Source organism: Streptomyces kanamyceticus (genome assembly GCF_008704495.1).
Taxonomy (GTDB): Bacteria; Actinomycetota; Actinomycetes; order Streptomycetales; family Streptomycetaceae; genus Streptomyces; species Streptomyces kanamyceticus.
Genome location: NZ_CP023699.1, coordinates 322,229 through 348,351, shown reverse-complemented (window position 1 = coordinate 348,351; position 26,123 = coordinate 322,229). Strand labels below are relative to the sequence as shown.

At 72.6% G+C, this 26,123-nt stretch carries 21 protein-coding genes; 12 read left to right on the top strand and 9 right to left on the bottom strand.

Annotation, left to right across the window (positions count from 1 at the left end):
• Window positions 1-67: 67 nt before the first annotated feature.
• Window positions 68-997 (bottom strand): LysR family transcriptional regulator, encoded by a 930-nt coding sequence (locus tag CP970_RS01365; protein ID WP_055548189.1) that lies wholly within the window; start codon window positions 995-997, stop codon window positions 68-70.
• 201 nt (window positions 998-1,198) lie between these two features.
• Between CP970_RS01365 and CP970_RS01360 the strand changes: the two genes are divergently transcribed.
• From CP970_RS01360 to cydC, 4 genes are all read left to right on the top strand, one after another.
• Window positions 1,199-2,470, top strand: a complete 1,272-nt coding sequence (locus tag CP970_RS01360; protein WP_055548191.1) for a cytochrome ubiquinol oxidase subunit I — start codon at window positions 1,199-1,201, stop codon at window positions 2,468-2,470.
• A gap of 88 nt (window positions 2,471-2,558) precedes the next feature.
• Window positions 2,559-3,575: a cytochrome d ubiquinol oxidase subunit II gene (cydB, locus tag CP970_RS01355; RefSeq protein ID WP_055548193.1), complete on the top strand. Its 1,017-nt coding sequence runs from the start codon at window positions 2,559-2,561 to the stop codon at window positions 3,573-3,575.
• A 31-nt stretch (window positions 3,576-3,606) separates the two neighbouring features.
• The gene (gene cydD, locus CP970_RS01350) at window positions 3,607-5,358 is read left to right on the top strand and encodes a thiol reductant ABC exporter subunit CydD (protein ID WP_150492850.1); all 1,752 of its coding nucleotides are present in this window, start codon (window positions 3,607-3,609) and stop codon (window positions 5,356-5,358) included.
• Window positions 5,355-7,082, top strand: coding sequence for a thiol reductant ABC exporter subunit CydC (gene cydC / locus CP970_RS01345; RefSeq protein ID WP_055550208.1), 1,728 nt, complete (start codon window positions 5,355-5,357; stop codon window positions 7,080-7,082). The genes cydD and cydC overlap by 4 nt, the downstream gene beginning before the upstream one ends.
• Here the strand turns inward: cydC and CP970_RS01340 are convergent.
• Window positions 7,076-7,978 (bottom strand): hypothetical protein, encoded by a 903-nt coding sequence (locus CP970_RS01340; RefSeq protein ID WP_055550210.1) that lies wholly within the window; start codon window positions 7,976-7,978, stop codon window positions 7,076-7,078. The genes cydC and CP970_RS01340 overlap by 7 nt on opposite strands.
• A 66-nt stretch (window positions 7,979-8,044) precedes the next feature.
• Window positions 8,045-9,082: a WGR domain-containing protein gene (locus tag CP970_RS01335; RefSeq protein ID WP_055550212.1), complete on the bottom strand. Its 1,038-nt coding sequence runs from the start codon at window positions 9,080-9,082 to the stop codon at window positions 8,045-8,047.
• A gap of 92 nt (window positions 9,083-9,174) precedes the next feature.
• Between CP970_RS01335 and CP970_RS01330 the strand changes: the two genes are divergently transcribed.
• Both CP970_RS01330 and CP970_RS01325 read left to right on the top strand, forming a co-directional pair.
• On the top strand, window positions 9,175-11,928 hold the full coding sequence (locus CP970_RS01330; RefSeq protein WP_055550214.1) for an AfsR/SARP family transcriptional regulator: 2,754 nt from the start codon (window positions 9,175-9,177) through the stop codon (window positions 11,926-11,928).
• 144 nt (window positions 11,929-12,072) lie between these two features.
• A complete protein-coding gene (locus CP970_RS01325) occupies window positions 12,073-12,723 on the top strand; it encodes a DUF4232 domain-containing protein (RefSeq protein WP_055550216.1) in 651 nt (216 codons plus the stop codon).
• 41 nt (window positions 12,724-12,764) lie between these two features.
• Here CP970_RS01325 and CP970_RS01320 read toward each other — a convergent pair whose 3' ends face one another.
• A complete protein-coding gene (locus CP970_RS01320) occupies window positions 12,765-13,559 on the bottom strand; it encodes an SDR family oxidoreductase (RefSeq protein WP_055550218.1) in 795 nt (264 codons plus the stop codon).
• A gap of 242 nt (window positions 13,560-13,801) precedes the next feature.
• Window positions 13,802-14,824 carry a MerR family transcriptional regulator gene (locus tag CP970_RS01315; protein ID WP_055552823.1) on the bottom strand — a complete coding sequence of 341 codons (1,023 nt, stop codon included), beginning with the start codon at window positions 14,822-14,824 and terminating at the stop codon, window positions 13,802-13,804.
• A gap of 242 nt (window positions 14,825-15,066) precedes the next feature.
• On the opposite strand from CP970_RS01315, the gene CP970_RS01310 reads away from it, so the two are divergent.
• Entirely contained in the window at window positions 15,067-15,693 is a 627-nt protein-coding gene (locus CP970_RS01310) for a LysE family translocator (protein WP_055552825.1), read from the top strand.
• Between the two features lie 104 nt (window positions 15,694-15,797).
• Window positions 15,798-16,304, top strand: coding sequence for a carboxymuconolactone decarboxylase family protein (locus CP970_RS01305; protein ID WP_055552827.1), 507 nt, complete (start codon window positions 15,798-15,800; stop codon window positions 16,302-16,304).
• Here CP970_RS01305 and CP970_RS01300 read toward each other — a convergent pair whose 3' ends face one another.
• From CP970_RS01300 to CP970_RS01290, 3 genes are all read right to left on the bottom strand, one after another.
• A complete protein-coding gene (locus CP970_RS01300; RefSeq protein ID WP_079043839.1) occupies window positions 16,305-17,567 on the bottom strand; it encodes a cytochrome P450 in 1,263 nt (420 codons plus the stop codon). It abuts the gene before it with no gap.
• 133 nt (window positions 17,568-17,700) lie between these two features.
• A complete protein-coding gene (locus CP970_RS01295) occupies window positions 17,701-18,513 on the bottom strand; it encodes an SDR family NAD(P)-dependent oxidoreductase (protein ID WP_055552829.1) in 813 nt (270 codons plus the stop codon).
• A gap of 359 nt (window positions 18,514-18,872) precedes the next feature.
• Window positions 18,873-20,327, bottom strand: a complete 1,455-nt coding sequence (locus tag CP970_RS01290) for a purine-cytosine permease family protein (protein WP_055552831.1) — start codon at window positions 20,325-20,327, stop codon at window positions 18,873-18,875.
• A gap of 68 nt (window positions 20,328-20,395) precedes the next feature.
• Between CP970_RS01290 and CP970_RS01285 the strand changes: the two genes are divergently transcribed.
• Window positions 20,396-21,019, top strand: coding sequence for a TetR/AcrR family transcriptional regulator (locus CP970_RS01285; protein ID WP_055552832.1), 624 nt, complete (start codon window positions 20,396-20,398; stop codon window positions 21,017-21,019).
• A gap of 182 nt (window positions 21,020-21,201) precedes the next feature.
• Window positions 21,202-22,836, top strand: coding sequence for an amidohydrolase (locus CP970_RS01280; RefSeq protein WP_055552834.1), 1,635 nt, complete (start codon window positions 21,202-21,204; stop codon window positions 22,834-22,836).
• 63 nt (window positions 22,837-22,899) lie between these two features.
• Here the strand turns inward: CP970_RS01280 and CP970_RS01275 are convergent, their stop codons facing one another.
• Complete coding sequence (locus CP970_RS01275) at window positions 22,900-23,259, bottom strand: ArsR/SmtB family transcription factor (protein ID WP_055552836.1); 360 nt, start codon at window positions 23,257-23,259, stop codon at window positions 22,900-22,902.
• A 107-nt stretch (window positions 23,260-23,366) separates the two neighbouring features.
• On the opposite strand from CP970_RS01275, the gene CP970_RS01270 reads away from it, so the two are divergent.
• Together CP970_RS01270 and CP970_RS01265 are read left to right on the top strand one after the other, a co-directional pair.
• On the top strand, window positions 23,367-24,425 hold the full coding sequence (locus CP970_RS01270; protein WP_055552838.1) for a cation diffusion facilitator family transporter: 1,059 nt from the start codon (window positions 23,367-23,369) through the stop codon (window positions 24,423-24,425).
• A gap of 158 nt (window positions 24,426-24,583) precedes the next feature.
• Window positions 24,584-26,110, top strand: coding sequence for a PepSY-associated TM helix domain-containing protein (locus tag CP970_RS01265; protein ID WP_150492848.1), 1,527 nt, complete (start codon window positions 24,584-24,586; stop codon window positions 26,108-26,110).
• Window positions 26,111-26,123 lie beyond the last annotated feature (13 nt).

Below are 26,123 nucleotides of genomic sequence, written 5' to 3'. Positions count from 1 at the left end.
CGTTGGAACGTACCAAAAGAGTTTCCCGCGCGCCAGGACGAGTTCGTGCGCCGGCCCGGATCCGGGGCTAGGCCGGATCCGGGGCGTTCCCGTGGCGGGGGATGGGCAGGCGGTGCGTCATCAGTGGCCTGCTGGTGATGAACTCCCGCAGTCGCAGGGCCGCTTCGGACAGATAGGTGTCGCGGTTCCACACCAGGGTGAGGATCCGGCTGCAGCCGGGCGCGTCGAGGTGCACCCAGGCGACCGGTACGCGCGTCTCGGTGCCCGCCTTGCGGGAGATCGCCGGGATCAGGCCGATGCCCAGGCCCGAGCTGATCATGTCCTGGCTCGCCGCAGGTTCGTTGCCCTCGCAGGAGAGCATCGGCGTGAGCCCCTCGGCCTCGAACAGCCGGTCGAGCAGCGTCCGTTGCCAGTGACCCCGGCGCGTACTGACGAACGGCTCGTCGGCGATCTCGCGGATCGTCACGCTCTCCCGCCCGTCCAGCCAGTGCCCGTACGGCACCGCGAGCAGCACCTCCTCGCGGGCGAGCTCGATCGAGTCCAGGTTCGCGCCGGTCAGCGGCTGTGACGCCACGCAGAAGTCGACCTCGCCCGCGCGCAGCTGACGGTCCATCTCCTCGGCGTTCGACTGGTGGAGACGCACGTCGGCACGGGGGTACGCGGCCCGGAAGCTGCCGAGCAGCGGGCTGATCGTCAGGAGGGTCTCGGAGGCGACGCTGACGCGGCCGAGCCCCGTGTCCCGGGCGTCCGCCAGGGCCCTTCGGCCGTCGTCGAGTTCGCTCAGGGCGCGCTCGACGTGACGCAGGAAGATCGAGCCGTACTGGTTGAGCCGGATGCGGCGGCCCTGCCGGTCGAAGAGCGGGGTGCCGAGATCGGCCTCGAGGCGCGCGATGGTGCGGCTCAGCGAGGGCTGGGCGACGCGCAGCTCCTCGGCGGCCCGGCTGATGTGCTCGTAACGGGCCACTGCTCGGAAGTAGCGCAACTGCAGAAGATCCACGGTCCACCTTCACTTATGCCTCGTGAGGCATCTTCACATGGCGAAACCGGTCTTGGAAATGCATGAGCGATTGTCTCTACGGTCTTCGTCGAGGCCACCGCACAGGTGAGGGGCAACGGCCGGGCCCCACACCTGCACACGCGAAGCGGGAGCCTCGCCCGACTTCCGACTTCTGACCCCGACTTCCAGGAAGGTCGCACCATGAGCGCTGCGGATCTGGCCCGACTCCAGTTCGCGGCCACGACCGGCATCCACTGGCTGTTCGTGATCCTCACCATGGGGCTCGTGCCCCTCGTGGCGATCATGCACACCAGGGCCGCGTTCACCCGTGAGCCCGCCAAGAGAGCAGTCCGGGAGCGCATGACCCGCTTCTGGGGTCAGCTCTACGTCATCAACTACGCGGTCGGCATCGTGACCGGCCTCGTCATGGAGTTCCAGTTCGGGCTGAGCTGGAGCGGCCTCAGCAAGTTCGCGGGCAACGTCTTCGGCGCCCCCCTGGCGCTGGAAACCCTCATCGCCTTCTTCGCCGAGTCCACCTTCCTCGGCATGTGGATCTTCGGCTGGGGCCGACTGCGCAGCGGCGTGCACGTCACGCTCATCTGGCTGGTGGCCCTGACCGCGTACGCCTCCGGCTACTGGATCATGATCGCGAACGGCTTCATGCAGCACCCCGTCGGCTACGAAGTGCGCGATGGCGCCGCCTACTTGACCGACTTCGGCGCGCTGCTCACCAACTCCAGCGCCCTGGTCGCGCTCTTCCACATCACGCTCGCCGCGCTGACGACGGGCGGCGCTTTCGTCGCCGGGATCAGCGCCTGGCACTTCCTGAAGGGCACCAAGGAGACCGAGCTGTTCCGTGGGTCCCTGCGCCTGGGCCTTTGGGTGGCCATGGTCACCTCGTTCTTCGTCGTCATCGTCGGCGAGATGCAGCGGCCCGTGATCGAGCGGACCCAGCCGATGAAGCACGCGGTCCTGGAGAACAGCGGCGTCGCCGAGCTGCAGGCACAGCTAGTCAAGGAACACGGGCCCGGCGACTACGTGCCCTGGCAGGACACCATGCGGATCTCGATGGACGTCATGACGCTCATCGGCAACACCGTCTCCACCATCACGCTCATCGCCGTCGTCCTGCTGTGGAAGGACCGGCTGATGCGCTGGCGCTGGGCCTCGTGGGTCCTGGTGGCGATGATCCCGTTCCCCTTCGTCGCGTCCGCGGGCGGCTGGGTCGTCCGTGAGGTCGGGCGTCAACCCTGGCTCGTATACGGCGAGTTGACGGTGGAGGACGCGCTCTCCCAGGTCGGCACCGCCGCGCTCGCGGTGTCCTGTGCCGTGTTCATCGCCATCTTCCTCGCACTGGCCGTGACGAACTGGGCCCTGATGACCCGCTTCGCCCGCCGCGGCCCCGAGGCGACCCAGCTCGGCACGGTCGAGCCGCTTCCCGACGACGAGAAGCAGCCGCTCGCGGTCATCTGAACCGGCGCGAGCCCCTGCCCGCGCGCCGATGAACCCCTCTTCTGCTCTTCTGCCTGAACTCCGCCTCTGCCACGGAAAGTTGAACGAAATGAGTCTGGAGACCCTCTGGCTGGCCCTGCTCGGCTTGCTTCTCGCCGGGTACTTCGTGCTCGGCGGGTACGACTACGGCGTACAGATGCTGCATCCCTACCTCGGCGACGACCGCGAGAGCCGTCCCGACAGGAACGCCGCCCTCGATGCCATCGCACCCTTCTTCCTGGGCAACGAGGTGTGGCTCGTCGCCTTCACCGGTGTCCTGTTCGGTGCCTTCCCGCACCTGGAAGGCACGCTCCTGTCCGGCCTGTACCCGCTGATCGTGGCGATCCTCGTCGGCCTGGTCCTCGGCAACGCGGCCGTCCAACTGCGCGGTCGTTCACGCGGCGCACGTGGCCGACGGTGGTGGGACGCCCTGATCGTGATCGGCGGCGCGCTGCCCGCGCTGTGCTGGGGGCTCGTCGTCGGGCTGCTCCTGCACGGTGTGCCACGGCGGCCCGACGGGAGCTTCCACATCGGCTACGGCGAGGTGTTCTCGCCGTTCGTGCTGGCCTGTGGAGTGAGCACCGCACTGCTCTTCGCGGCGCACGGCGCCGGATTCGTCGCGCTGCGCTCGACGCCCGAACTCGCCGCGAAGGCACGCGACATGGGGCTGAGCCTGTTGACCGGCGTGGCCGCCGTGGGCTCGATCGCGCTGCTCCTGACGCTCTTCGGCGCGGGTGCCTCGATGACGAACCGCGCCACCTCGGCGGTCATCGCCGCCCTGCTCGTGGCGGCGCTCGCCGGAGCCTGGTGGTCCCTCTCGCGCGGTCACCGGGTCCGGGCGTTCGCGGCCACCTGCTGCGCCACCGCGCTGCCCGTGCTGCTCGTGGGCGCGGGCCACTACCCCTACCTCCTGATCAGCTCGGCGGGCACCGGCCTGACCATCGACCACGCCGTCACCGACGACGCCACGCTGAAGATCCTCAGCGTGTTCGGAGTCCTGGTGGTCCCGGTGATCCTCGCGTACCAGTCCTGGAGCTGGTGGGCCTTCCGGGGGCGGACGGGTCGACGCCACCCCAGCTACTTCTGACCGCGACGGCAAGCGACGAGAGGGGCCAGGAATGAAGCCCGCCGAACGCCGCCTGATGCGCGAACTCCCCGTGCTGAGGCGCCACATGACGTACTCCACGGTGCTCGCCCTGGCCGGCGGCGGACTCGTCGTCGCCCAGGCGGCGCTGCTCGCGACGGTGCTCGCGGACGGCTTCGCGGGGCAGCCGCCACGGACCGGGCCGCTCGCGGCACTCGGCGCCGTCATGGCACTGCGCGCGCTCCTCGCCTGGGCCCGCGGCGGGCTCGCGCAGCGCGCCGCGGCCGACGCCAAGCGCACGCTCCGCGACAAGGTCACCGGCAGGCTCCGGCACACCGGGCCGCTGCCTCTCGCGTCCCGCCGCCACGGTGAGACGGTGACGCTGCTGACCCGCGGCGTCGACGCCATCGATCCGTACGTCGTCGGCTATCTGCCCACGATGGCGGCTGCCGCGGTGGTGCCCCTCACGGTCGTCGGCTGGCTGCTGTGGACCGACTGGACCTCGGCGCTGATCATCGTCGTGACACTGCCGCTGATCCCCGTACTCGGCGCGCTGGTCGGCCTGCACACCACTCAACGTACCGCCCGGCAATGGCAGTTGCTCGCCCGGCTCGGCGGTCACTTCCTCGACGTGGTGGCCGGACTGCCGACCCTGCGCGCGTTCGGCCGCGAGCGGCACCAGAGCCGGGTGGTGGGCGAGATGGCCGACGCCCACCGGCGGGCCACCATGCGGACGCTGCGCGTGGCGTTCCTCTCCTCCTTCGTCCTGGAGACTCTCGCCACGCTCTCCGTCGCACTGGTCGCCGTACCGGTCGGACTGCGGCTGTTGCACGGCGACGTGGATCTCCGCACGGCGCTGGTCGTCCTGTTCCTCGCCCCCGAGGCGTATCTGCCGCTGCGCGCGGCGGGCGCGGCTTTCCACGACAGCGCGGAGGGCGTCGCGGTGGCCGAACGGGTCTTCGCGATCCTCGACGAGCGGGAGGACGGGCGCGGCTCCGGCGCCCCGGGTGGCCTGTCCACCGAGCCCACCGGCACCCGCGCCCCGGTCCCCGACCCCCGTACGGCGCGGCTGTGCCTGGACGACGTCACGGTCCAGTACCCCGGCCGCGCCGAGCCCGCCCTCCACCGCGTCTCGCTCTCCGTCGGCCCCGGCGAACACGTGGCCCTGGTCGGCCCGAGCGGCGCGGGCAAGTCCACCCTCCTGGCCCTGCTCCTCGGCTTCATGAGTCCCGCCCGAGGCCGTGTCACCGTCGGCGGCGCCGACCTCGCGGAGCTCGACCCCGACGCATGGCGCGCCCAGGTGGCGTGGGTGCCGCAGCGGCCGCACCTGTTCGCGGCCTCCGTCGCCGACAACATCCGCCTGGGACGCCCCGGCGCGAGCGACGCCGAGGTGCTGCGGGCGGCCCGCGCCGCCTGCGCGGACCGCTTCGTGGCGGAGCTGCCCCTTGCGTACGACACGGTCCTCGGCGAACACGGCGCCGGGCTCTCGGCGGGTCAGCGCCAACGGATCGCGCTGGCCCGCGCGTTCCTCAAGGACGCGCCCGTGCTGCTCCTCGACGAGCCGACCGCCCACCTCGACCCCGAGAGCGAGGCCGCCGTGACGCGCGCCACCGTCGACCTGATGCGCGGGCGCACCGCGATCGTGGTCGCCCACCGGACGAGTCTGCTGCCGCACGCGGACCGGGTCGTCACCGTACGGGAGGGCGGCCTCGTGCCCACGGGCCCCGCCCCCGATCTCCTCGTCGGCCCCGGACCGGCACCCGGGGAAAGCCTGGTGACCTCATGACGTCCTGCACGGCAGCCGCTCCCGGGCCTCTCGCGTCTCCCGCATCCCCCTCGCCCCGGTCGCATCCACGGCGGCACCCCACCCTCGGCCTCCTGCGCCACCTCCTCCCGTACTGGCGCAGGCTGCTGCCCGCCGCGCTCGCCGCCGCGGGCAGTGACCTCGCGGGGGCCGCGCTGATGGCCACCGCCTCCTGGCTGATCACCCGCGCCGCCGAACAGCCCCCGCTGGCCTCGGTGAGCCTCGCGATCGTCGCCGTGCGCGCCCTGGCCCTCGGGCGCGGAGCGCTCCGCTACACCGACAGGCTCCTCGGTCACGACGGGGTGCTCCGGGCCGTCGCGGGCTTCCGCACCCGGGTGTACGAGGGGCTCGTGCCGCTCGCCCCCGCGGGCACCCTGGCCTTCCGTGGCGGCGACCTCCTGACCCGGCTCGTCGACGACGTCGACGCCGCCCAGGACCTGCTCCTGCGGGTCCTGATCCCGGTGGCGGCCGCCTGCGCGGTCGCCGCGGCCGCCACCGGCACCGCCATGGCGCTGCTGCCGCAGGCGGGCGTGCTGCTCGGGCTGCTCCTCGCCGTGGCCGGACTCCTGGTGCCCGCGCTGGTGCTCGCGCTGTCCCGCCGTACGGGCCGTACGGAGAAGGCGGCGCGAGCCGAACTCGCCGCGCTCACCGTCGACTTGACCCGAGGGGCGGCGGACCTCGCCGCCTACGGCGCCCGGGGCCGCACCCACGACCGGGCCCGCCGCGCCGCCTCCCGGATCGCCGCGCTGGAACGCCGGGGCGCCCTGACCACGTCACTCGCGTCCGCCGTGGTGCTGCTGTGCCAGGGCGCCGCGACGGCCGGTGTCACCTGGCTCGCGCTGCGCGCCCACGCGGACGGCGCGCTGCCCGCCGTGCGCCTCACCGTCCTCGCGGTCCTTGCCCTCGTCGCCTTCGAAGCCCTCGTGCCCCTGCCCGCCGCCGCGCGGCGACTGGCCGAAGTGCGGGTGTCCGCACGCCGGTTGGCCGATGTGCTCGACGCGCCGCCACCCGTCACCGAACCCCTCGATCCGGCGCCGCTGCCCACCGAAGGCCCGGTCGGCGTGGAGATCACCGGCCTCCGGGTCCGGCACCACCCCGACGCGCCCCCGGCCCTGCAAGGGGTGAGCCTGCGGCTGCCGCCGGGGCGCAGGATCGTCCTCGTCGGCGCCAGCGGCTCGGGGAAGTCGACGCTGATCGCGGCGCTCATGCGGTTCGTCCCGTACGAGGCGGGCAGCATCCGGGTCGCCGGACGCGAGCTGCGCGACTGCGCGGGCGCCGACGTCCGCGGCCTGATCACCGGCATGACCCAGGACGCGCACGTCTTCCACGCCACCCTCCGCGCCAACCTCCTCCTCGCCCGCCCCGGCGCGAGCGAGGCAGAGCTGCGCGTAGCGGCGCGCAGGGCCAGGATCCTGGAGTGGATCGAGGGGCTGCCCGACGGCTGGGACACCCTCGTCGGCGGGGACGGCGCCACGATGTCGGGCGGCCAGCGCCAACGCCTGCTCCTTGCCCGCGCGTTGCTCGCCGACCCGCCCGTCCTCGTCCTGGACGAACCCACCGAGGGCCTCGACCCCGACACGGCGGCCGACGTGCTGGCCGACATCCTCGACGCGACCCGCGGTCGTACGACTCTCCTGGTCACCCACGAACGCTCGGGCCTGGCCGGTGCCGACGCGGTCGTCACACTCGACCGCGCCCGTCACTGACCGGCACCCACCCCCTCCGCGGCCCGGACCAGGTACCGGAACCCGTCCTCCTCGTCGAGGCAGTACTCCCGCACCATGGCGCAGAGGTTGGCGAGGACGACGGGATGTTCGCACTCGCGGGCGACGGCGGCGAACCGGTCGTAGGGCAGCCGCTGATACGCGTACCCGAACCGGTTGAGGGTGGCGAGCAGCACCAGATGCACCGCGATGAGCCGGTCGAAGCGGAAACGCGCCGACTCCTGGCGGCATGCCCCGTCCAGGAAGGTGAAGACGGTGAGGTACTCGTCGTCGTCCGCCACGAGCCGGTGGCCGAACTCCTTGAGGGAGAGCAGTCGCCCGTCCTCGTAGAGCGTGTCGGCCATGTCCGTCAGGTGGTCGCGGAAGAAGTGGTCGTCGTTGGCGCCGCCGTCGTACGGAAGGCCCTCGAACAGGTCCGCCCTCGTCCATACGGCGATGTTGAGCTTCATCGCCTCCAGGAACCTGCGGTCGGAGCGGGCCGCGACGACGCTGTCCACGTAGAGCGCCTGGCGCTCGATGAGTCGGCAGGCGGCCACCAGGCACAGGATGCGGTACGCGAAGGAGCGCAGGTAGTAGCCGGACTCGCCGCACCGGCCCCGGCCGCGCAGCCAGCCGTCCGCCTCGTGCGTGAGAAAGTTGGCCAGCCGGTTGCGCAGGGCGCCGCCGGTCTCCAGGAGGAGGCCCTTGTAGAGGGCGATGCGGTTGCGGAGCTCCTTCTGCTGCTCGTAGGTGTACTCGATGTCGAGCTTGCGCCGGTGGAACCGCTTGTCGAAGCCGTACTTGAGCGACGGCGTGACGAAGGCGACGACGAGGGCCACGGCCGCGGCGACCACGGCGGACGAGAGGGACGCGGACAGTGAGGGCCAGGCGGCTTCCATGCCCTGAGGGAAGGGCCTCGCGCCGCGTCTGTAAAGGGGGCGGCCGGTTCCTCGGGGCCGCGGCCCTCACCTCAGGACCGGCCCGCCCAGCAGGAACCGGTCGATCTCGGCCGCGGTGCCCGGGGCGAGGTCGGGCGGGGTGAGGGTGAGGACCTCGCGGCGGTGGTTGCGGATCTCCAGGGTGCTGTCGGCGGTCGCCTCCGGCAGCAGCCGGAGCGCGCGTTCCAGCATCGGCCGCGGATAGACCTTGAACGTCTTCTCGCGCACGGCGGAGCGGCCGCCGAGCTCCGCGAAGCCGCTCTCGCGGCGCAGGTCGAACTTCAGGTCGAGCACGGGGCAGGGGTCGCGGTCCCAGGTGGTCGACGGCAGCGAGCCGCGCCCCTTGATGCGGGCCTCGACCAGCGTCTCGGTGTCCTCGTCGGCGATCTCGCAGCCGTGCACGGGGAACGCGCCCGCGAGCCGTCCGCCGTACCGCGCGCCGTGCAGCGAGGGCGCGCAGAACAGCACGTGGTCCAGGCGGCCGACGGGGGCGGGCAGCGCCACCTTGTGGTGGGAGCGGCCGTCGAAGGCGAGGCCGACGCGGGGCCGGACGAAGTCGAGGAAGGCCGACACCCGCTCGCGGCTGTGCCCCGGCTCCTTCACGACGAAGGACAGGCCGCGCCGCCCGTCATCGGCGAGGACCAGATAGTCGTGGAAGGGTCCTGGGCCCGCCCGGAAGTCGTGGAACTTCGCGAACGTCCCGGGATGCCCCGCCACTTCCTCGTACCCGTTCCAGAAGAACTCCCAGGCCCCCGCGTACCGTTGGGACTCGCTGACCCGCATCACCTCAAGGAGCGGCGCGTCCGCGAGCGGGTCGGGGGCGGCGTCGGCCGCCGCGAAGGACGGGTCGGCGGCGACCTCCACGTACCCCTGCCGCAGCTTCTCGGCGACCTTCTTGTTGACGTGGCGTACGGCATGTGCCGCGTCGTCCAGCGTCATGCTCGACCCCAGGGTGCGCCCGCCGACCCGCCCCCAGGCGATGTGGCAGCGGATGCCGGACCGGCTGATCCGCCAGTGCCGCACCACCGCGCCTTCGCTCTTCTCGAAGTACCGCGTCTCGGACATCTTCCTGCCACCTTCCCCTCGCCCGGGCGCTCCGTGCTCCCCGACGGCTGACGATAAGCTGTCGATCTTTCGCTTCTGGAGGTGCAGGCTTCGTGGAGTTCCGGCTGCTCGGATCGGTGTCCGTGGCCACCGAGGCCGGTGACCTCGCGCTCGGCCCCGCCAAGCGGCGCAGCCTGCTCGCCGCGCTGCTGCTGCGGCCCAACTTCCCCGTCCCCGTCGACCAGCTCACCGCCGCCCTGTGGGACGACGAACCGCCGCCGCGCGCCCGCAGCGTCATCCAGGGACACGTGTCGCACCTGCGGACCCTCCTGGAGACGGCGGACGCCGCGATGTACGGCGTGGAGCTCGCCACCCAGGGCGCGGCCTACGCGCTGCGGATGCCCGAGAGCCTGCTCGACGCCCACCGCTTCGAGGAGCTGGTCACCCTCGCCCGCGGCCAGCGCTCGGTGGGCGACGCCGTCGTCATGTACCAAGAGGCACTCGCGCTGTGGCAGGGGCCCGCGCTGAACGGCGTCTTCCCCAGCCCGCCGCTGCAGGCCGCGGCGGGCGCCCTGGAGGAGCTCCGCCTCTCCGCCGTCGAGCAACTCGCCCAGGGATACGGCACGTTGGGCGAGCACTCCCGGGCCGCCGCGGTGCTGCGCGCCGAGACGGGCGCCCATCCGCTGCGCGAATCGCTCTCCGCCGCGCTGGTCACCGCGCTGCGGCGGGCGGGCAGGCGCTCCGAGGCACTCGACTGCTTCCACCGCACCCGGCGCCTGCTCGCCGACGAGCTGGGGGTCGACCCCGGGCGCGAACTCGCCGAGGCGTACGCCCTGGCCCTGCGCGGACAGTACGACGACGAGGACGAGGGAGAGGCCGGGGTCCCGGTGGGCGAGCGGGGCGGGGCGGCGGCCCGTACCGCGCCCCCCGGCGCGTCGGTGCCCGTCGTCACCGCGGCCCCCGTCGATCTGCTGCCGCGCGCGCCGCGCGGATTCCACGGACGCGGCGCCGAGCTCGCCGCGCTGTCCGGGGCGGCCTCCGGAGAGGCGCCCGTGTGCCTGGTCACCGGTCCCGCGGGGGTGGGCAAGAGCTCCCTCGTGGTGCACTGGGCGTACCGCGAGCGCGACCGCTTCCCCGACGGCAGGCTCCACATCGACCTGCGCGGCTTCAGCGACACGGGCGAGCCCGAACTCATCGACGTACTAAGGGAGTTCCTCCTTGCCCTCGGTGTCGCGCCGCGCCGGATACCGGAGTCGGTGAACAGCGCCGCCGCCCTGTTCCGCTCGCTGACCGCCGAGCGCAGGATCCTCGTCGTCCTCGACAACGCGCGCTCCTCCGAACAGGCCAGGCCCCTGCTGCCCGGTGGGGCCGACTGCGTCACCGTCGTCACCAGCCGCCACCGGCTGCGCGGCCTCATCGCCTCCGACGCCGCACGGCCCGTGCCGCTCGGCGTCCTGGGCGACGAGGACAGCGCGGCGCTGCTCGCCGCGGTGCTCGGACCCGAACGGGTGCACGCGGAACCGATCGCCGCGCGCCGCCTCGCCAGGCTCTGCGACGGGCTCCCGCTCGCCCTGCGGGTCGCCGCGGCCCGCCTCGCCGACCAGCCGCACTGGACGCTCGCCGCCATGGCGGACGAACTGTCGGACGCGACGCGCAGGCTCAGCCTCCTCGACGCGGAGGACACCGGGGTGCGCGCGGCCCTCCAGCTGTCCGTGCGCCGCCTCCCGCCCGGCGCCGCGCACCACTTCGCCCACCTCGGCCGCCACCCGGGAACCCGCGTCGACCGCCGCGCGGCAGCCGCCCTCGCGGGCACCACCCCGGCCGCCGCGGAGGCGGCACTAGACCAGCTCGCCGCGGCCCACCTCCTGACGCACAGCGCCCCGGGCCGCTGGACACTGCACGACCTCGTACGCCTCTACGCACGCGGCATGGACGCCGACCCCGACGCCCTGCCCCGCGTGCTCGACCACTACATCGCCACCGGGCTCGCCGCGGCCCGGGCCGCCGAGCACGACGGCGAACCGTGCTTCCAGCTGCCCGATGAGTTCCATCCGCCCGCCGAGGTAAGGGAGTTCGAGGGCCGAGAGGCCGCGATGGCCTGGTACGCCGCCGAACGCGACGACCTCATCCTCGCGGCGGGCGCCGCGGACGCGGCCGGGCTGCACGGCAGGACCTGGCGCCTCGTCCTCGCGCTGTGGCCGCTCATGGTGTGGCGGGTCCTCGACGGCTGGTCCCCGCTCCTGTACACGGCGCTCGCCGCGGCACGGGCCGACGCCGACGCGTACGCCCAGTCGCGGGTCCTCGCGCTCCTCGGCTGGGTCCTGACCGAGGAGGGCCGCACCGCGGAGGCGCTGCCCCACCTGGAGGAGGCCCCGCAACTCGCCGCCCGCGCGGGAGACCCGGGCGGCGAGGCCACCGCGCTGATCAACCTCTCCCTGGCGCAGGCCGCCCTCGGCGACGTGGAAGAGGCGGCCGACGGCTGCCTGCGCGCCGTGGACATCGCCCGCGCGACGGGCGAACGCCACACCGAGCGCCTCGCCCTCTACCACCTGACCAGGCATCAACTCGACGCCAGGCAATGGCAGTCGGCGCTCTCCACCGCGACGGCGGCCAGCTCCCTCCAGGCCCCGGACGCCCCCGCGTCGGCCCGGGTGCTGCTGCTCGCGGCGGCCGGTGAGGCACTGGTCGGCCTCGGCGACGAGATCGAGGGCGTGCGCTGTCTCGACGAGGCGGCGCGGGACGCGGAGGCGGCCGGGTACGACGACGGGGCGGTGCGGGCGCTCGGCGCGCTGCTCCGGGTGACGGACGACGACGCGTACCGCGCGCGGCGCGACGCGGCACGGGCGAGGCTCGCCGTCGGGGCGTGAGAGGGGGCGGATCCCGCGGCATTCGTGGACGTCAGCGGAACGTCAGCGGTGCGTGATCGCGACGCCAGCAGATCCTGCCAAGGTGGTCACACCGCGACAAACTGTCGCGTCGACCACCGCACCACCCAATCGGGGAGCACCACCATGCGCACGCACCGGATCCGCACCGCAGTCCTGGCCGGCACCACCGCCACCCTCGCCCTCGGCCTGGCTGCCTGCGGCAGTCCGGGCAGCGGCAACGGCGGCGACAAGGCGGACGCGAAGACCGGCACCACCAGGACCGTCGAGACGGGGACCGGCGCGGGGGCCGACAGCGTCACGGTCAGCAAGGCGAGTGCCGCGCGCGGCACGGCCAAGGCCACCGCGACCCGGCAGTGCAACGGAGACGAGATCTCCTACTCGGTGGTGCACCGGTTCGCGAAGCAGCAGGGCGAGCATCTGCTCATCACCGCGACGAACGCCGACGCCGCGCCGTGCTGGGTGACCTCCTACCCGTCGGTGATGCTCGGTGACACGACCAAGGTGCTGCCCCACTCCGCCAAGGACGCCCCGGGCGGCGCCGCCCGCATCACGGTGCGGCCCGGCGCCAAGGTCTACGCGGCCGTGAACCTCTTCACCGACTCCGCGAGGCCCCACACCTCGGGCGACCTGAGCATCGCCCTGCGCGACCGCACCGGCGACACCGGTCCTGGCACCGACCAGGCGGCCTTCGACGGCAAGGGCGTCCCCTCGAAGTTCACCTGGACCAGCGCGGACGTCACCAACTGGAACAAGACGAAGCCGTACGACTACTAGGGTCTGTGGTGAAGGTGCTGGTCCGACGGACTCTGGGCGGCCTACGCGGTTGTGGCGATGCCGCCGTCGACGGGGATCACGGTGCCTGTGAGGTATGCGCCTGCCCGGCTGGCGAGGAACACGGCGACACCCGCCATGTCGTCGTCGCGGCCGATCCGGCGTAGTGGGGCCGACGCGGCGATCGCCTCGCCGAGCTCATCGAGGGTTGCGGCCATCATCGCCGACGGGAACGGTCCCGGCGCCACGGCGTTCACGGTGACGTGCTGCGGTCCTAGTTCCTTGGCGAGCACTCTGGTGAGTTGGTGCAGTGCGGCCTTGCTACTGGAGTACGAGTAGTTGGGCCGCTGGGGGATGTGGATGGCGGCGATGCTGCCGATGTTGATGATCCGCGCGGGATCGTCGGCGGTGCCCGCCCTGCGAAGTGCGGGCAGCAGCGCCTGCACCAGCCAGAACGGCGACTTCAGGTTGAGGTCGACGACCGTGTCCCAGGCCGCGTCCGGGAACGTCTCCAGCGGCTCGTCCCACATGGCGCCCGCGTTGTTGACGAGGATGTCGAGCTGCTCCGAGTCGGCGGTGACGAGGTCGGACAGTCGCCGGCACTCGTCGTGGCGGGACAGGTCGGCGGGGATGGCCCGCACCTCACCGAATGCGGACAGCTGTTCCTGCGCCTGAGCGCATGCTTCTGCGTTGCGTGAGCTGATGACCACGCGGACGCCCGCCTGGAGGAGGCCACGCGCGATCATCATTCCGATGCCTCGGGTGCCACCGGTGACGAGCGCGCGCTTTCCACGCAGATCGAAGAGTTCCGCATGCGGGGTGAATTGGTTGTCTGCCACTTGCCGTCTTTCCAGTTGGTCGTGCGGGATGACGCGTCGACGCGTTGGGTGTTCGGTTCAGCTGTTCGGTTCAGCTGTCTCAACGCTATGGCCGTGGAGTGCACTCCAAGCAAGCGGATCAGGGTCCTGACGGACCGCGTCCGCAGCCGCCTCAAGCGCGGATCGCGAGGCGGACGGCCGCCCAAGTTCGACACCGGCTCTTCGGCCCGCACACCGTCACGCCCGACGGGTTCGAGCACGCCTCACGGAGGACCTGGTGTCCCGCCGGCAGGAGCCGTGCGAGGAGAGAGTTCGGTGAGTACGGTCAGGGCCTCGTGCAGCAGAAGGGGGCGGCGCGCCCCCTTCACCGCCTGCCCCGACCAGCCGGGGCCCGCGAGTATCACCGCCGGACGGCCGCGCGCACCCTTCACGCCCCAGCGCGCGGCCGCCACGTGCTGCGCCAGCGGGACGCTCGCGGTGGAGCGCGCCTGCGACCAGAGCACCACGGCGCACGGGCCGATCCGGCGCACGGCCGCGGTCAGCGCGGGCACCGGCAGCGCCGCGCCGAACATGCGCAGGGGGCGGCCCCGTTCGGCCAGCGCGGCGGTGAGCGCGTCGAGGGCGAGCGAGTGCTGCTCGCCGGGTACGCAGGCCAGCACGACGGGAGGGGCGGGGTCCGCCTCGGCCGTCGTCGACGTGACCCGGCGCAGCGCTGTCTGGATGTGCCACGAAAGGAGGTGCTCCACCTCGACGTAGCGGTCCCCGGCCGACTCCCACTTGCGGCCCACCGCGTGCAGGGCCGGGACCATGAGCTCCTCCCACGCGACGACGAGCCCGTGCCGCGCGATCGTCGCGGACAGCAGGTGGTCCACGGCGGGGGAGTCGAGGCGGACGGCCGCCCGGATCAGACCGCGGCGGGCCCGCCGGACGTCCGCGGGCTCCGGGGCCGGGTCCACCGATGCCGGGCGCGCGACGGCGGACGGGCGTCCGCCGGGTGACGGGCGGATGCTCGATGGCGGGGTCGCGGCGGTCTTCGCGGAGCGGGCCGCCTCGGCGGGTGCGACCCCCGACGCCGTGAGGCGGCACATCTCCTCCAGGACGGCGATGTCCTTCGGCGTCCAGCGGCGGTGGGCGCCGTCGCTCCGCGTCGCGGGGCCCACCCCGTACCGCTGGTCCCAGGAGCGCAGCGTCGTGGGCGAGACGCCCAAGTGCCTCGCCAACGCTCCCGTCGTCACACTCGCCATCGCCGGTGACGGCGCCCCGTCCCCTGCGCGCTCGCTGCTCATCCGGCCACCATACGATGCACGAACGACGCAACTTGCCGGTTGGGCATGGCAGTTCAGAGCATGTAGCCCGCCACGGTGTCCGGCCGTCCGGCGTTCGCGCCGGGGGTCGTCTCAGAGGAGTCGGCGCTCCTGAGACGTGGCTGCGTTCGCTCCCCCGCCTGCGCAGCCACGGACACAGTGGTCACACCGCGCGCCGTCCCGCCGACGAGGGGTTCGGTGGCGCCGGGTGTCAGACTTCCCGCATGTTCACGCAGATCATCGCGGCGGCCGGAGTGCTCGCCCTGCTCACGGTGGTACCGGGTCCCGACATGGCCGTCGTCACGAAACGGGCGGTCGCCGAGGGCTGGCACGACGGGCTCCGCACCGTCGGCGGAATCACGACGGGACTGCTCGTCTGGGGCGTCCTCACCGTCGCGGGACTCGCGGCCGTCCTCGCCGCGTCTGCTGTCGCGTATACGGTCGTCAAACTGCTCGGCGCCGCCTATCTGGTCTTCCTCGGCGTGCAGGCATGGCTGCGGAGCCGCCGCGGCGGAGACACGTCCGCCACCGTCCCGAGCGGTCCCGCGCCCGCGGGACACCCGTGGCGCACCGGCCTCGTCAGCAACGTACTCAACCCGAAGATCGCCGTCTTCTACACGGGCCTGCTGCCCACTCTCGCGCCGCCTTCGCTGCCCTCGCACGTCGGCATGGCCCTGCTCGTCCTCCTCCACGCGGCGCTCACGCTGCTCTGGCTCGGCGGGTACGTCATGGTCCTCGCCAGGGCCCGCGGGTTCTTCGAGAGGCCCGCCGTGCGCCGCGCGCTTGACCGGGTGACGGCGGTCGTCCTGATCGGCTTCGGCCTGAGGGTCGCGACGGCCGACAGCCGGTAGCGGCAGACGACTCCCGAAGATTTCTTTCCGCCACCGGTCACACTCCCGCGCCGGGATCCGTCAAGGCAGTGAAAGCGATACGGAAACCCTTGAAGGAGACGGCAATGGAAACGCGTTCGATCACGGCAGAGATCCCGATGGCCCCGCGGATGAGCGAGGACCCCGCCGAGCTGGTCCCCGAGCTCGGCGAGGTGTCGGCCGCACTGTTCAAGGTCACGGGCAACGGCTCGGTGCCGCGCGCCACGATCAGCCTGGTCCAGCTGCGTGCGGGCCAGATCGCGGGCAGCACCTACCTGACCGTGCTGCACACGGGCTTCCTGCGTACGGCGGGGGAGTCCGAGGAGCGGATCGCCTCGGTGACGTCCTGGCAGGATTCGCCGTACTTCACGTCCGCCGAGCGTGCCGCGCTGGCCCTGGTGGAGGCGGTGCTCCAGCCGTCCGCGGACGGCGAGAGGGTCTCCGACGAGCTGTACGCGCAGGTGGCCGAGTGCTACGAGCCCAGGGCGCTCGCCACCTTGATGTTCGCCATCGGCCAGGTCAACTTCTTCACGGCCGTGGCCCTCATCGCCAAGCCGGTGCCCGGCCGGTCGTTCTCGGAACCGTGGAAGTGACTACTGCTCGTCCCAGGTGACGGGGAGCCGGTGCACCCCGAAGATGTTCATGCCGGTGCGTAGCGGGATCTCGTCGGCGGGGACGGCGAGGCGCAGCGTCGGGAACCGGGTGACGAGCGCGGGGATCGCGGCCCGCATCTCGACGCGGGCCAGCTGCTGGCCGAGGCACTGGTGGATGCCGTGCCCGAAGCCGAGCTGACCGCTCGCCTTGCGGCGCAGGTCGAGTACGTCGGGGTCGGGATACTTCACCGGATCGCGGTTGGCGGCCTCCATCGAGACGGCGACCGTTTCCCCGGCCCTGACGAGCTGTCCGGCCAGTTCCACGTCCTCCAGGGCGGACTGGGCCCCTAGCTGGGCGATCGTCAGGTAGCGCATGAGCTCCTCGACGGCCTGGTCGGCGAGGCCCGGATCGGTGCGCAGCGCGGCGAACTGGTCCGGGTTGCCCAGCAGCGCGAAGGTGCCGAGCGCGATCATGTTGGCGGTGGTGTCGAGACCGGCGCCGAGCAGGAAGGCGGCGAGGCCGGTGAGTTCCTCGTCGTCGAGGTCGCTGCCGGTCAGGTCGCTGAGCAGGTCGTCGGTGGGCGCGGCACGCTTGGTGACGACCAGTTGACGCAGGTACTCGTTCATCGCCGTCATGGTGGCGGCCAGTTGCTCCGGGGTGGAGCTGTGGGACATGACCGTCGCGGTGCTCTCCTGGAAGAAGTGGTGCTCGTCGTAGGGCACGCCGAGGAGTTCGCAGATGGTGAGGGCGGGGATGGGCCGTGCGTACGCCGTCACCAGGTCCACGGCCGGCCCCTGCCGCTCCATGGCGTCGAGGTGGTCGGCGGTGATCCGTTCGATGCGGTCGCCGAGCTGGGCCATCCTGCGCACGGTGAACTTGCCCGCGAGCAGCCGCCGGTAGCGGGTGTGCTCCGGCGCGTCCATCCCGGTCATGTCGCCGATCGGCGCCGGGGGCAGCTCGCCGGTGAATCCGGTCTCGAACGGCAGGTGCATGAGTTCGTACCGGGAGCTGAAGCGCGAGTCGGCGAGGACCGCGCGCGCCACCGCGTGGCTGGTGGCCAGCCAGCCCACGTGCCCGTCGGGGAACTTCAGCCGGGTGAGCGGGCGTTCCGATCGCAGCCGTGCCAGCTCGGCGGGCGGATCGAAGGGGCATCCCGCGGGGCGCTCGACGGGAAGCCGGATCGGCTCGGGGTCCGCGGCTGAGGCTGCGACGCCCTCGTGAAGTGCGGTAGCGGGCGCGGGAGTTAATGGTTCGTGTGGCATGGGTCCTCCGGTGGTGTGCACCTTTTGGCGCCAGCATGGCACACGACTGACGCCATGGCGAGCCAAGTTGGCTCATCATGGCGTCAGTTGGCCACTTCGGTACTCCGCCGACCCGAGGTCCCGGCCGGTCAGGTCAGACCGCCGCGCGCCCCACGAGCGCATCGGCGAGCCTGCTGAGCCGCTTCACGGTGCGGCCCTCCGTGGCGGCGACCGCGGGGGCGACGCGTTCGGCGCGGTCGTAGTAGGCGCCGTTGACGATCTCGAAGGCCGGATCGCACAGCCTCACCACATGGCTCGCGCCCTCGGCGGGCGTGACGCCTTCATTGGCGTACAGCGGGAGCAGGGCGGTGCCGCACGCGCCGGGGTGTACGGAGACCGCGGTGACGCGGGGGTCAGCGGCGAACACCGTGAGGGCGAGCTGCGATTGGGCGTAGGCGGCGAGCCGCGAGTAGCGGCGGGCGCGCTGGGGGTCGCTCCACTGGATGGACGCGGTGCGGTGAAGGGACGAGGAGACATTGACGACGCGGCCGCCCGGCTCGCTGGTGAGGGCGGGCTCCAGGAGGCACGTCAGGAGGTAGTGGGCGAGGAAGTTCACCTGGAAGGCGATCTCGTTCCCGTCGGCGGTGACGGTGTGCCGCTCGGGGGCCGCCATCCCGGCGTTGTTGACCAGGACGTCCAGGTGTGGGTGTGCCCGGACGACCGTGTCCGCCAGTTTCTCGACCTCGTCGAGGTGTGCGAAATCGGCCCCATACGTGTGGAGTCGGGCCGCGTCGACATCGGTGGTGGCGATCAGCCGGTCGGCGGCGGCGCGGGCCTCCTCGTGGGTGCGCCCGTGCAGCAGAACGGTGGCGCCGCGCTCGGCGAGCTTTCGCGCCGTCTCGTGGCCGATGCCGGAGGTGGCGCCGGTGACGAGGACGGTGCGGGCGGACAGGGGGGACTCGGGCATGGGACGTCCATCGGTGTGGGTACGCGGCACCGCCGACCGGGGCTCCGGGCTTTGGGCAGGCAGGTGAAAGGGCGTACGGAACTGGTGTGTTGAGGGAGGACGAAGAAGGGGGCGCCGTGTCAGGTCACGGCGCCCCACCACTCTTCGGGAAGGCGCGTCAGCGGCGGGCGGACGCTTCCGTCAGAGGGCAGCGGGGCATACGACGGGGCGCCCGATGAGGGGGCCGGTCGAGGAGGAGCCACGCGCTGTTCACATCCCCATGGAAGCCGCGGGCAAGGCGCCGGGCAAGCGCGGCCGTCGCTTCCATACGCCGCTCTGACGATCCGCGACGAGCCCCCTTCGGCATCCACCTCCCAGCGTCACACCCCGCGCATCCCGCGCCCTCCGCGTGTCAGCCCCGCGTAGACGGCCGACGAGACGATCATGCCGACCGGCAGCGCTAGGTCCGCGCCGCCCAAGGCGTGGGCCACGGGGCCGGTGTAGAGCGTGTTGACGCAGAGCGCGGCCGAGGTGACACCCGTGACGAGGGCCAGGGCACCGGCCCGGTGGACGCCGCCCGTGTACCAGAAGGGGCTGTCCGGCGACTCGTCGGTGAGCGCGAGCCCGTCGTAACGGTTGCGGCGCAGGACGATGTCGGTGGCGTAGAGGGCCATGGCGGGGCCGAGCAGGACGACGGTGAGCTGGAGGACGTCGCTGACGGTGTCGAGGAAGTTGGACACGAGCAGCGCGTACAGGGTCAGGGCGACCGCCGCGGTGCCGTCGAAGAGCACGCTGACCGAGCGCCGGATGCGCAGGCCCACGGCTTGCAGGGCGAGACCGGCGCTGTACGCGGTCATGGCGTTGATGGAGATCGTGCCGAGCACCAGGGCCAGCAGGAACGCGGGGGTGAACCAGCCGGGCAGGAGCCCCTCGAGCGCGGTCTGCGGATCCGTCATGTCGACCGTGGTCGCGGCGAACGCGCCCAGCGAGCAGACCGAGACGCTCGGCAGGAAGGCGCCGAGGGCGGTCCAGCCCGCGACCGCCTTCGCGGACGTCGTGCGCGGCAGATAGCGGGAGAAGTCCGCGCTGGTGGTGTACGACAACGGGCCCGCGGCGATGAGCGTGACGCCGGAGATCAGCGTCACCCACAGCTCGCTGCCGGTCAGCGGCTCGGCGGGCGCGTACGAGAAGTCGGTGTGCCCGAGCACGGCGACGGCGACGAAGGCGAAGACCGCGACCAGTGCGAGGGTGATCGGCAGGTACAGCCGCAGGATCGTGGCGTGGCCGTAGACGCTGATGGTCAGGGTGAGTGCGGCGATGACCACCACGACGGCCACCTGGACGCCGGTGTTCGCCGGTATGCCCACCTTCTCGACCAGGGCGAACGCGGCGGTCGCGGCGGCCGACAGATTGAGGGCGAAGTAGCAGACCGAGATCATCCAGCCGGTGACCGCGTTGTTCACCCGGTTCCCGATGACGCCGTACAGCGCCCGGGTGATCACTTCGCTCGGTGTGCCCGAGGCGGGACCGGAGATCGCGAGGACGCCCGTGACCACCCAGAAGAGGTTGCCCACCACGATCACCGCGACGGCCTGCCACAGGCTCAGCCCCATGAGGACGAGCGCGCCGCCGATCACCAGGCTCAGGTAGTTCACGTTCGCCGCGGCCCAGACGGAGAACAGCTCCCGCGGGTGCCCGTGGCGTTCGCCGTCGGGAATGTGGTCGATGCCGTGGGCCTCGATGCGACCCGCGTGGTCCGCGCCGGTCGCGGCGGGCCCCGTGGCGCCGAGCGCGGTGTGCCCGCCCGGGAGTGGGTCGGGAATCGTGGACGCCATGAGGCCCTCCGGATGCTGGTCTACCCACCTGCTTGCTTATTGGTCGCACACTCAATAGCGTTGTGGGCATGTCGTCAAGCGTTCAGCGCAAGCGAATTCGGAAATCTCCGGCCGCCCGACGTGCGGAAATCGTCGTGGCGGCGGCCTCGGTCGCCCTGGCCGAGGGTCTGGAGTGCGTCACCCTGCGGCGGATAGCCGAGGAGCTCGACGTGCGGCCGGGGCTGATCAGTCACTACTTCCCCTCGGTGGAGGACCTGGTGGCGGAGGCGTTCGGCGACGCGGCGAGCGCCGAACTCGACGCGCTGCTGCCCGCGGACAGGGCCGATGGCACGCCTACGCAGCACCTGGTCAGCTTCTTCGCACAGGCGACGGGGGAGTCGTACGACGACATCAGCCGCCTCTGGATCAACGCGCGGCACCTCAGCCGCTACCGGGCCGTCCTGCGCGACCGCGTCGCCGAGCAGGAGGCCGCCTGGCGCGAGCGCCTCGCGGGGGTCATCAGGGACGGCGTGGAGCGCGACGAATTCCGTACCGAAGACGCGAATGTGACGGCCATTCAGATCCTGGTCGTGCTGGACGGCCTCGGTGTCCACGCCACCACTGGCGACAGTGACCGGCCTCCGGCGGTGGCGCGGATGGCCGTCGCCACGGCGGAGCGTGAACTGGGTCTGGCGGAGGGGGCGTTGGGCTGATCTGAGGTCTCGCTCGCCCGCGTACGGCCGGTGCCGACCTGTGCATCGACGCGTGCGTCAACGCGTATGCCGATGCGCGCGCTCATACGTGTGCTGTCACGTACGCCGACACGTACATCTCCATCACGTACACCGCCAGCACGTACACCCCCATCACACAAACCCTGCCCCAAGGAGCCCCCGTGCCGCCCACCTCCCTCGTCCTGCTGTCCGCCCGCCTGCTCGACCCGGTCACCGGCGCGTTCCTACCGGAGACCGCGCTGGCCGTGTCCGGCGGGCGGATCCGCGCGCTGGGGGACGACCGGGAGGTGCGGGCGCTCGCCGATCCCTCGGCGACAGTGCTCGACCTCAAGGGGGCCGTCGTGACGCCCGGCCTGGTCGACGGGCATCTCCACCCCGTCTCCGGTGTCGAGTTGACGGCAGGGCTCGACCTCTCCGGCTGCGCAGACCTGGACGCGGTGCGCGACGTGCTGGCCCGCGAGGTCGGCGGTCTCGCGCCCGGGGCGTGGCTGCACGGCTGGGGGCTCGACCCGAACGTCTTCGGTGACCGGCCCGTCGGGACCGCCGCCATCGGCCCCGTGCTCGACGGCGTCCCCGCGCTCCTGCAGATGTTCGACGCGCACTCGATGCTGGCGAGCCCGCGCGCCCTCGAACTGGCCGGGGTCGACGGACCCCGCACCTTCGACCAGGCCGCCGAGGTCGTCTGCGACGCGGCGGGACGGCCCACCGGGCTGCTCCTGGAGGACGCCGCCTGTGAGCTCGTGGAGCGCGCCGCGCCGCGGCCCACCCGTGCCGAGCGCCGCGACCGGCTCGCCGCGGCCCTGCGCGCGATGGCCGCCACCGGGCTCACCGGCGGTCACGCCATGGACGCAGGCGGCGAAAGCCTGGCGCTGTACGCCGAGTTGGACGAGGCGGGCGAACTCCCGGTGCGGCTGCGCGTGGCTCCCTGGTGCCAGCCGGGCACGGACGCCGAAGGACTGCGCGCGCTCATCGAGGGGCAGGGCGTCGGCGGCGCCCTGTGGCGGACCGCGGGCGTCAAGCTCTTCATGGACGGCACCATCGACAACGGCACCGCCTGGCTCGAACGCCCCGACTGCCACGGCGAGTCGACGCACGCGTTCTGGCCCGACCCCGCCCTCTACACGCACATCATCGGCGAGCTCCACCGGGCCGGGGTGCCCACCGCCACGCACGCCATCGGCGACGCCGCCGTACGGCACGTACTCGACTCGGTCGAGAAGGCCCAGGCCGCCGGGGGCGGCGCGGCAGGGGCCCTCCGGCACCGCGTCGAGCACATCGAGACCGTGCCCGACGACACCCTGCGCAGGTTCGCCGAGCTCGACGTCATCGCCTCCATGCAGCCCACCCACTGCTGCGACTTCACGCGCGCCGACCACACCGACAACTGGTCGCGCCGCCTCGGCGAGGAGCGTGCGGCGCGCGCCTGGCGCTGCCGCGACCTGTGGGACTCGGGCGCCACGGTCGTCCTCGGCTCCGACTGGCCCATCGCCCCCTACCCGCCGCTCGCCGTCATGGCGGGCGCCCGGCACCGCCGCCCGAGCCGCGATCTGAGCCAGGACCCGCACGGCCCGGAGCAGGCGCTCACCGCTCTTGAGGCGCTCCAGGGCATGACCGTCAACGCGGCCCGCGCGGCGGGCGACGAGCACGAGGCGGGACGGCTCGCCGTCGGGCACCGCGCCGACCTCACGGTCTTCGCGGAGAGCCCGCTCGACGTCGCGGCCAGGGACCTGCCGGAGCTGCCGGTCCTGCTCACCGTGGTCGACGGCGGGACCACACACCGCGACGCGCGCGTGTGAGTCCGCCGGGCTCGGGTGCGTGTGCGTCGGCCCCTGCCGGTCGGTCACGTGGCCAACTGTCTGTCAGTCGTGCGGGGGCCGACCGGTGAGCCGGTGGTGTGCGAGGTTCAACGCCTCGTCGACGACGCGGCGCAGATGACCGTCGCCGAGCGCGTAGACCACGCGCCGCCCCTCCTTGCGCGTGGTCACGAGCCCGGCGAGGCGCAGCCGCGCGAGGTGCTGACTGACGGCGGGCCGCGCGGCTCCACAGACCTCCGTCAGCGTGCTCACATCGGCTTCGCCGTCGGCCAGCCGACGCAGCAGCACCAGCCGGGTGCGGTCGCCGAGCAACGACAACAACTCGGCCGCCAGAGCGAATTGGTCCTCGCCCGGGCTGTGCGGATGCGCAGGATGCGCAGGTGATAGGTGCATGCGTGCGCTCATACGCACATAATGAGCGTCTGGGCGGCCCGCGTCCACCCGCCCCGCCTCCGGGGGACGGGTGAGCGGGCCTGCCCGCGACGCCATCCGCGTACGGGAAGGGGCATGACGTGAGCGACGATCGGCAGCACGGGGATCCTCATGCGCACGGGGGCGGTCACCCTCCGCATCACACGCGCCTGGCCCGCCTGCGCCATCACCTCCGCCACCTGTTCACGCCGCACTCCCACGACTCCGCCGACAAGGTCGACGCCGCGTTGGAGAGCTCCGCTCGCGGGATGCGGGCGTTGTGGGTGTCACTCGTCGTGCTCGGGGTGACGGCTCTGGCGCAGGCCGTCGTCGTGGTCGTCTCCGGATCCGTCGCGCTGCTCGGCGACACCGTGCACAACGCCGCCGACGCGCTGACCGCCGTGCCGCTCGGCATCGCGTTCGTCATGGGACGGCGCGCCGCGAACCGCCGCTTCACCTACGGGTACGGCAGGGCCGAGGACCTGGCGGGCGTCGTCATCGTGCTGACCATCGCCGCGTCGGCCGCCTTCGCCGCCTGGTCGTCCGTCGAACGGCTCCTGAACCCGCGGGACATGAGCCACATCCCCGTGGTCGCCTGCGCCGCCGTCGTCGGGTTCGTCGGCAACGAATGGGTGGCCCGCTACCGCATCCGCGTCGGACGCGAGATCGGCTCGGCCGCCCTGGTGGCCGACGGGCTGCACGCGCGCACGGACGGGTTCACCTCCCTCGCCGTACTGATCGGCGCGGGCGGCACCACCGCCGGCCTGCCGCTCGCGGATCCCGTGGTCGGTCTGCTGATCACCGCCGCGATCCTGCTGGTCCTCAAGGACGCCGCCCGCGAGGTCCTGCACCGCGTGATGGACGCCGTCGACCCGGCGCTCGTCGACACCGCCGAACGCGCGCTCCTGGACGTGGCCGGTGTGCACGCGGTCGGCGAGCTGCGGCTGCGCTGGATCGGGCACCGGCTGCGCGCCGAGGTCGCGGTCGTCGTCGACGGATCGCTGACGGTACGGGAGGCGCACGGGGTCGCCGTCGACGCGGAACACGCGCTGCTGCACGCGGTGCCGAAACTGACCGGAGCCACGGTGCACGCCGACCCCGCGCCCGTCGCGGGCGAGCGGGATCCGCATCTGGCGCTGGCCCACCACGCACCGGCCTGACCGGGCCGCCGCCCCAACTCGGCGTACGCACAGCAGAGTTGCGCGCGTGTGGCGTACGTCACTTCACGTGGCGGGAACCCGACGGGCATGCGGGCCGACTCCTGGACCGGTCCGGCTGCGGAGCCGGGCCGCGGCCCGCCGATCCAGGAGAACGCCCTATGCCCGCCGAACCCACCGTCCTCGTCCCAGACGACGGGCAGCAGCCGGACGCACCCCCGAAGCCACCCCAGGACCCGGCGGACCGCGGCCCGGCGGCCCGGCGCTCCGTAGGGGCGTCGCTGCGCCCCCTGGTCCTGCGCCTGCACTTCTACGCGGGGCTGCTCATAGCCCCCTTCCTGCTCGTCGCCGCCACGACGGGACTGCTGTACGCGGGGTCGTACCAGGTCGAGAAGTACGTGTACGCCGATGAACTCCGCGTCCCCGTCGGCGAGGACAAGGCGGAGCTGCCCCTGACGCGCCAGGTGGCCGCCGCGCGCAAGGCGCACCCCGAGGGCACGATCAGCGCGGTGCGGCCCTCTCCCGAGGAGGGCGCGACCACCCGCGTCCTGCTCTCCGGGGTCCCCGGCGTGGACCCCGACCACACGCTCGCCGTCTTCGTGAACCCCTACACGGCCGAGGTGCGGGGCGCGCTGGAACAGTACGGCGCCAGCGGGGCGTTGCCGCTGCGCACCTGGATCGACGGGCTCCACCGGGACCTCCAGCTCGGCGAGCCGGGCCGCCTCTACAGCGAGCTCGCCGCCAGCTGGCTCTGGGTGATCGCGGGCGGCGGGCTCGTCCTGTGGTTCGGGCGGCGCAGGTCGCGCAGGAAGCTGCGGGGGACGAAGGGCGGCCGACGCACCCTGGCACTGCACGGATCGGTGGGCGCCTGGGTGGCCGCGGGTCTTTTCTTCCTGTCGGCGACGGGCCTGACCTGGTCGACGTACGCGGGCCAGAGCATCAGCGACCTGCGCGAGTCCATCGACCAGACGACGCCCACGGTGTCGGCGAGCATCACGCCCGGCGGCGCGGCGGGGGCGGGCTCGGCAGGCTCGGCAGGCGAGCACTCCGGTCACGGCGCGTCCGGCGGCGCGGGAGCGGGAGCCGGGACGGGATCCGGAGCCGGGGGAGACGCGGGGCGGGGCGGGGCCGACGTCGGGCTAGACACCGTCCTCACGGCCGCCCGGGACCAGGGCCTTTCGAACCCGGTGGAGATCGTCCCGCCGACCGACGAGGCATCGGCGTACGTCGTGAAGCAGGTGCAGCGCAGCTGGCCCGAGAAGCAGGACTCCGTCGCCGTCGACCCCACGAACGGTGAAGTGACCGATGTGCTGCGCTTCGACGACTATCCGGTGCTCGCCAAGCTGTCCCGCTGGGGCATCGACGCGCACTCCGGATCCCTGTTCGGCCTCGCCAACCAGATCGCGCTCGCCGCGCTCGCCGTCTGCCTGATCCTGCTGATCGTCCTGGGCTACCGGATGTGGTGGCGGCGCGGCCGGGGGAGTGGCCGAGGGAGCGGTTTCGGGCAGCCGATGGCGCGCGGCGCCTGGCAGGACGTACCCGCGTACGTCCTTGTCCCGTCGCTCGCGGTGATCGCCGTGCTCGGCTACTTCGTGCCGCTGCTCGGCATTCCGCTGGCGGTGTTCCTGGGTGTGGACATCGTGCTGGGGGAGATCGCGTACCGGCGGGGCAAGCGTACGTACGCGTGAGTCGGAACTCGTG

What these genes read in the sequence shown, in the direction of transcription:
- CP970_RS01360 (WP_055548191.1), top strand. Translation starts at nt 1,199, where the DNA reads ATGAGCGCTGCGGATCTGGCCCGACTCCAGTTCGCGGCCACGACCGGC.
- cydB (WP_055548193.1), top strand. Translation starts at nt 2,559, where the DNA reads ATGAGTCTGGAGACCCTCTGGCTGGCCCTGCTCGGCTTGCTTCTCGCC.
- cydD (WP_150492850.1), top strand. Translation starts at nt 3,607, where the DNA reads ATGAAGCCCGCCGAACGCCGCCTGATGCGCGAACTCCCCGTGCTGAGG.
- cydC (WP_055550208.1), top strand. Translation starts at nt 5,355, where the DNA reads ATGACGTCCTGCACGGCAGCCGCTCCCGGGCCTCTCGCGTCTCCCGCA.
- CP970_RS01340 (WP_055550210.1), bottom strand. Translation starts at nt 7,978, where the DNA reads ATGGAAGCCGCCTGGCCCTCACTGTCCGCGTCCCTCTCGTCCGCCGTG.
- CP970_RS01335 (WP_055550212.1), bottom strand. Translation starts at nt 9,082, where the DNA reads ATGTCCGAGACGCGGTACTTCGAGAAGAGCGAAGGCGCGGTGGTGCGG.
- CP970_RS01325 (WP_055550216.1), top strand. Translation starts at nt 12,073, where the DNA reads ATGCGCACGCACCGGATCCGCACCGCAGTCCTGGCCGGCACCACCGCC.
- CP970_RS01315 (WP_055552823.1), bottom strand. Translation starts at nt 14,824, where the DNA reads ATGAGCAGCGAGCGCGCAGGGGACGGGGCGCCGTCACCGGCGATGGCG.
- CP970_RS01310 (WP_055552825.1), top strand. Translation starts at nt 15,067, where the DNA reads ATGTTCACGCAGATCATCGCGGCGGCCGGAGTGCTCGCCCTGCTCACG.
- CP970_RS01305 (WP_055552827.1), top strand. Translation starts at nt 15,798, where the DNA reads ATGGAAACGCGTTCGATCACGGCAGAGATCCCGATGGCCCCGCGGATG.
- CP970_RS01300 (WP_079043839.1), bottom strand. Translation starts at nt 17,567, where the DNA reads ATGCCACACGAACCATTAACTCCCGCGCCCGCTACCGCACTTCACGAG.
- CP970_RS01295 (WP_055552829.1), bottom strand. Translation starts at nt 18,513, where the DNA reads ATGCCCGAGTCCCCCCTGTCCGCCCGCACCGTCCTCGTCACCGGCGCC.
- CP970_RS01290 (WP_055552831.1), bottom strand. Translation starts at nt 20,327, where the DNA reads ATGGCGTCCACGATTCCCGACCCACTCCCGGGCGGGCACACCGCGCTC.
- CP970_RS01285 (WP_055552832.1), top strand. Translation starts at nt 20,396, where the DNA reads ATGTCGTCAAGCGTTCAGCGCAAGCGAATTCGGAAATCTCCGGCCGCC.
- CP970_RS01275 (WP_055552836.1), bottom strand. Translation starts at nt 23,259, where the DNA reads ATGAGCGCACGCATGCACCTATCACCTGCGCATCCTGCGCATCCGCAC.
- CP970_RS01265 (WP_150492848.1), top strand. Translation starts at nt 24,584, where the DNA reads ATGCCCGCCGAACCCACCGTCCTCGTCCCAGACGACGGGCAGCAGCCG.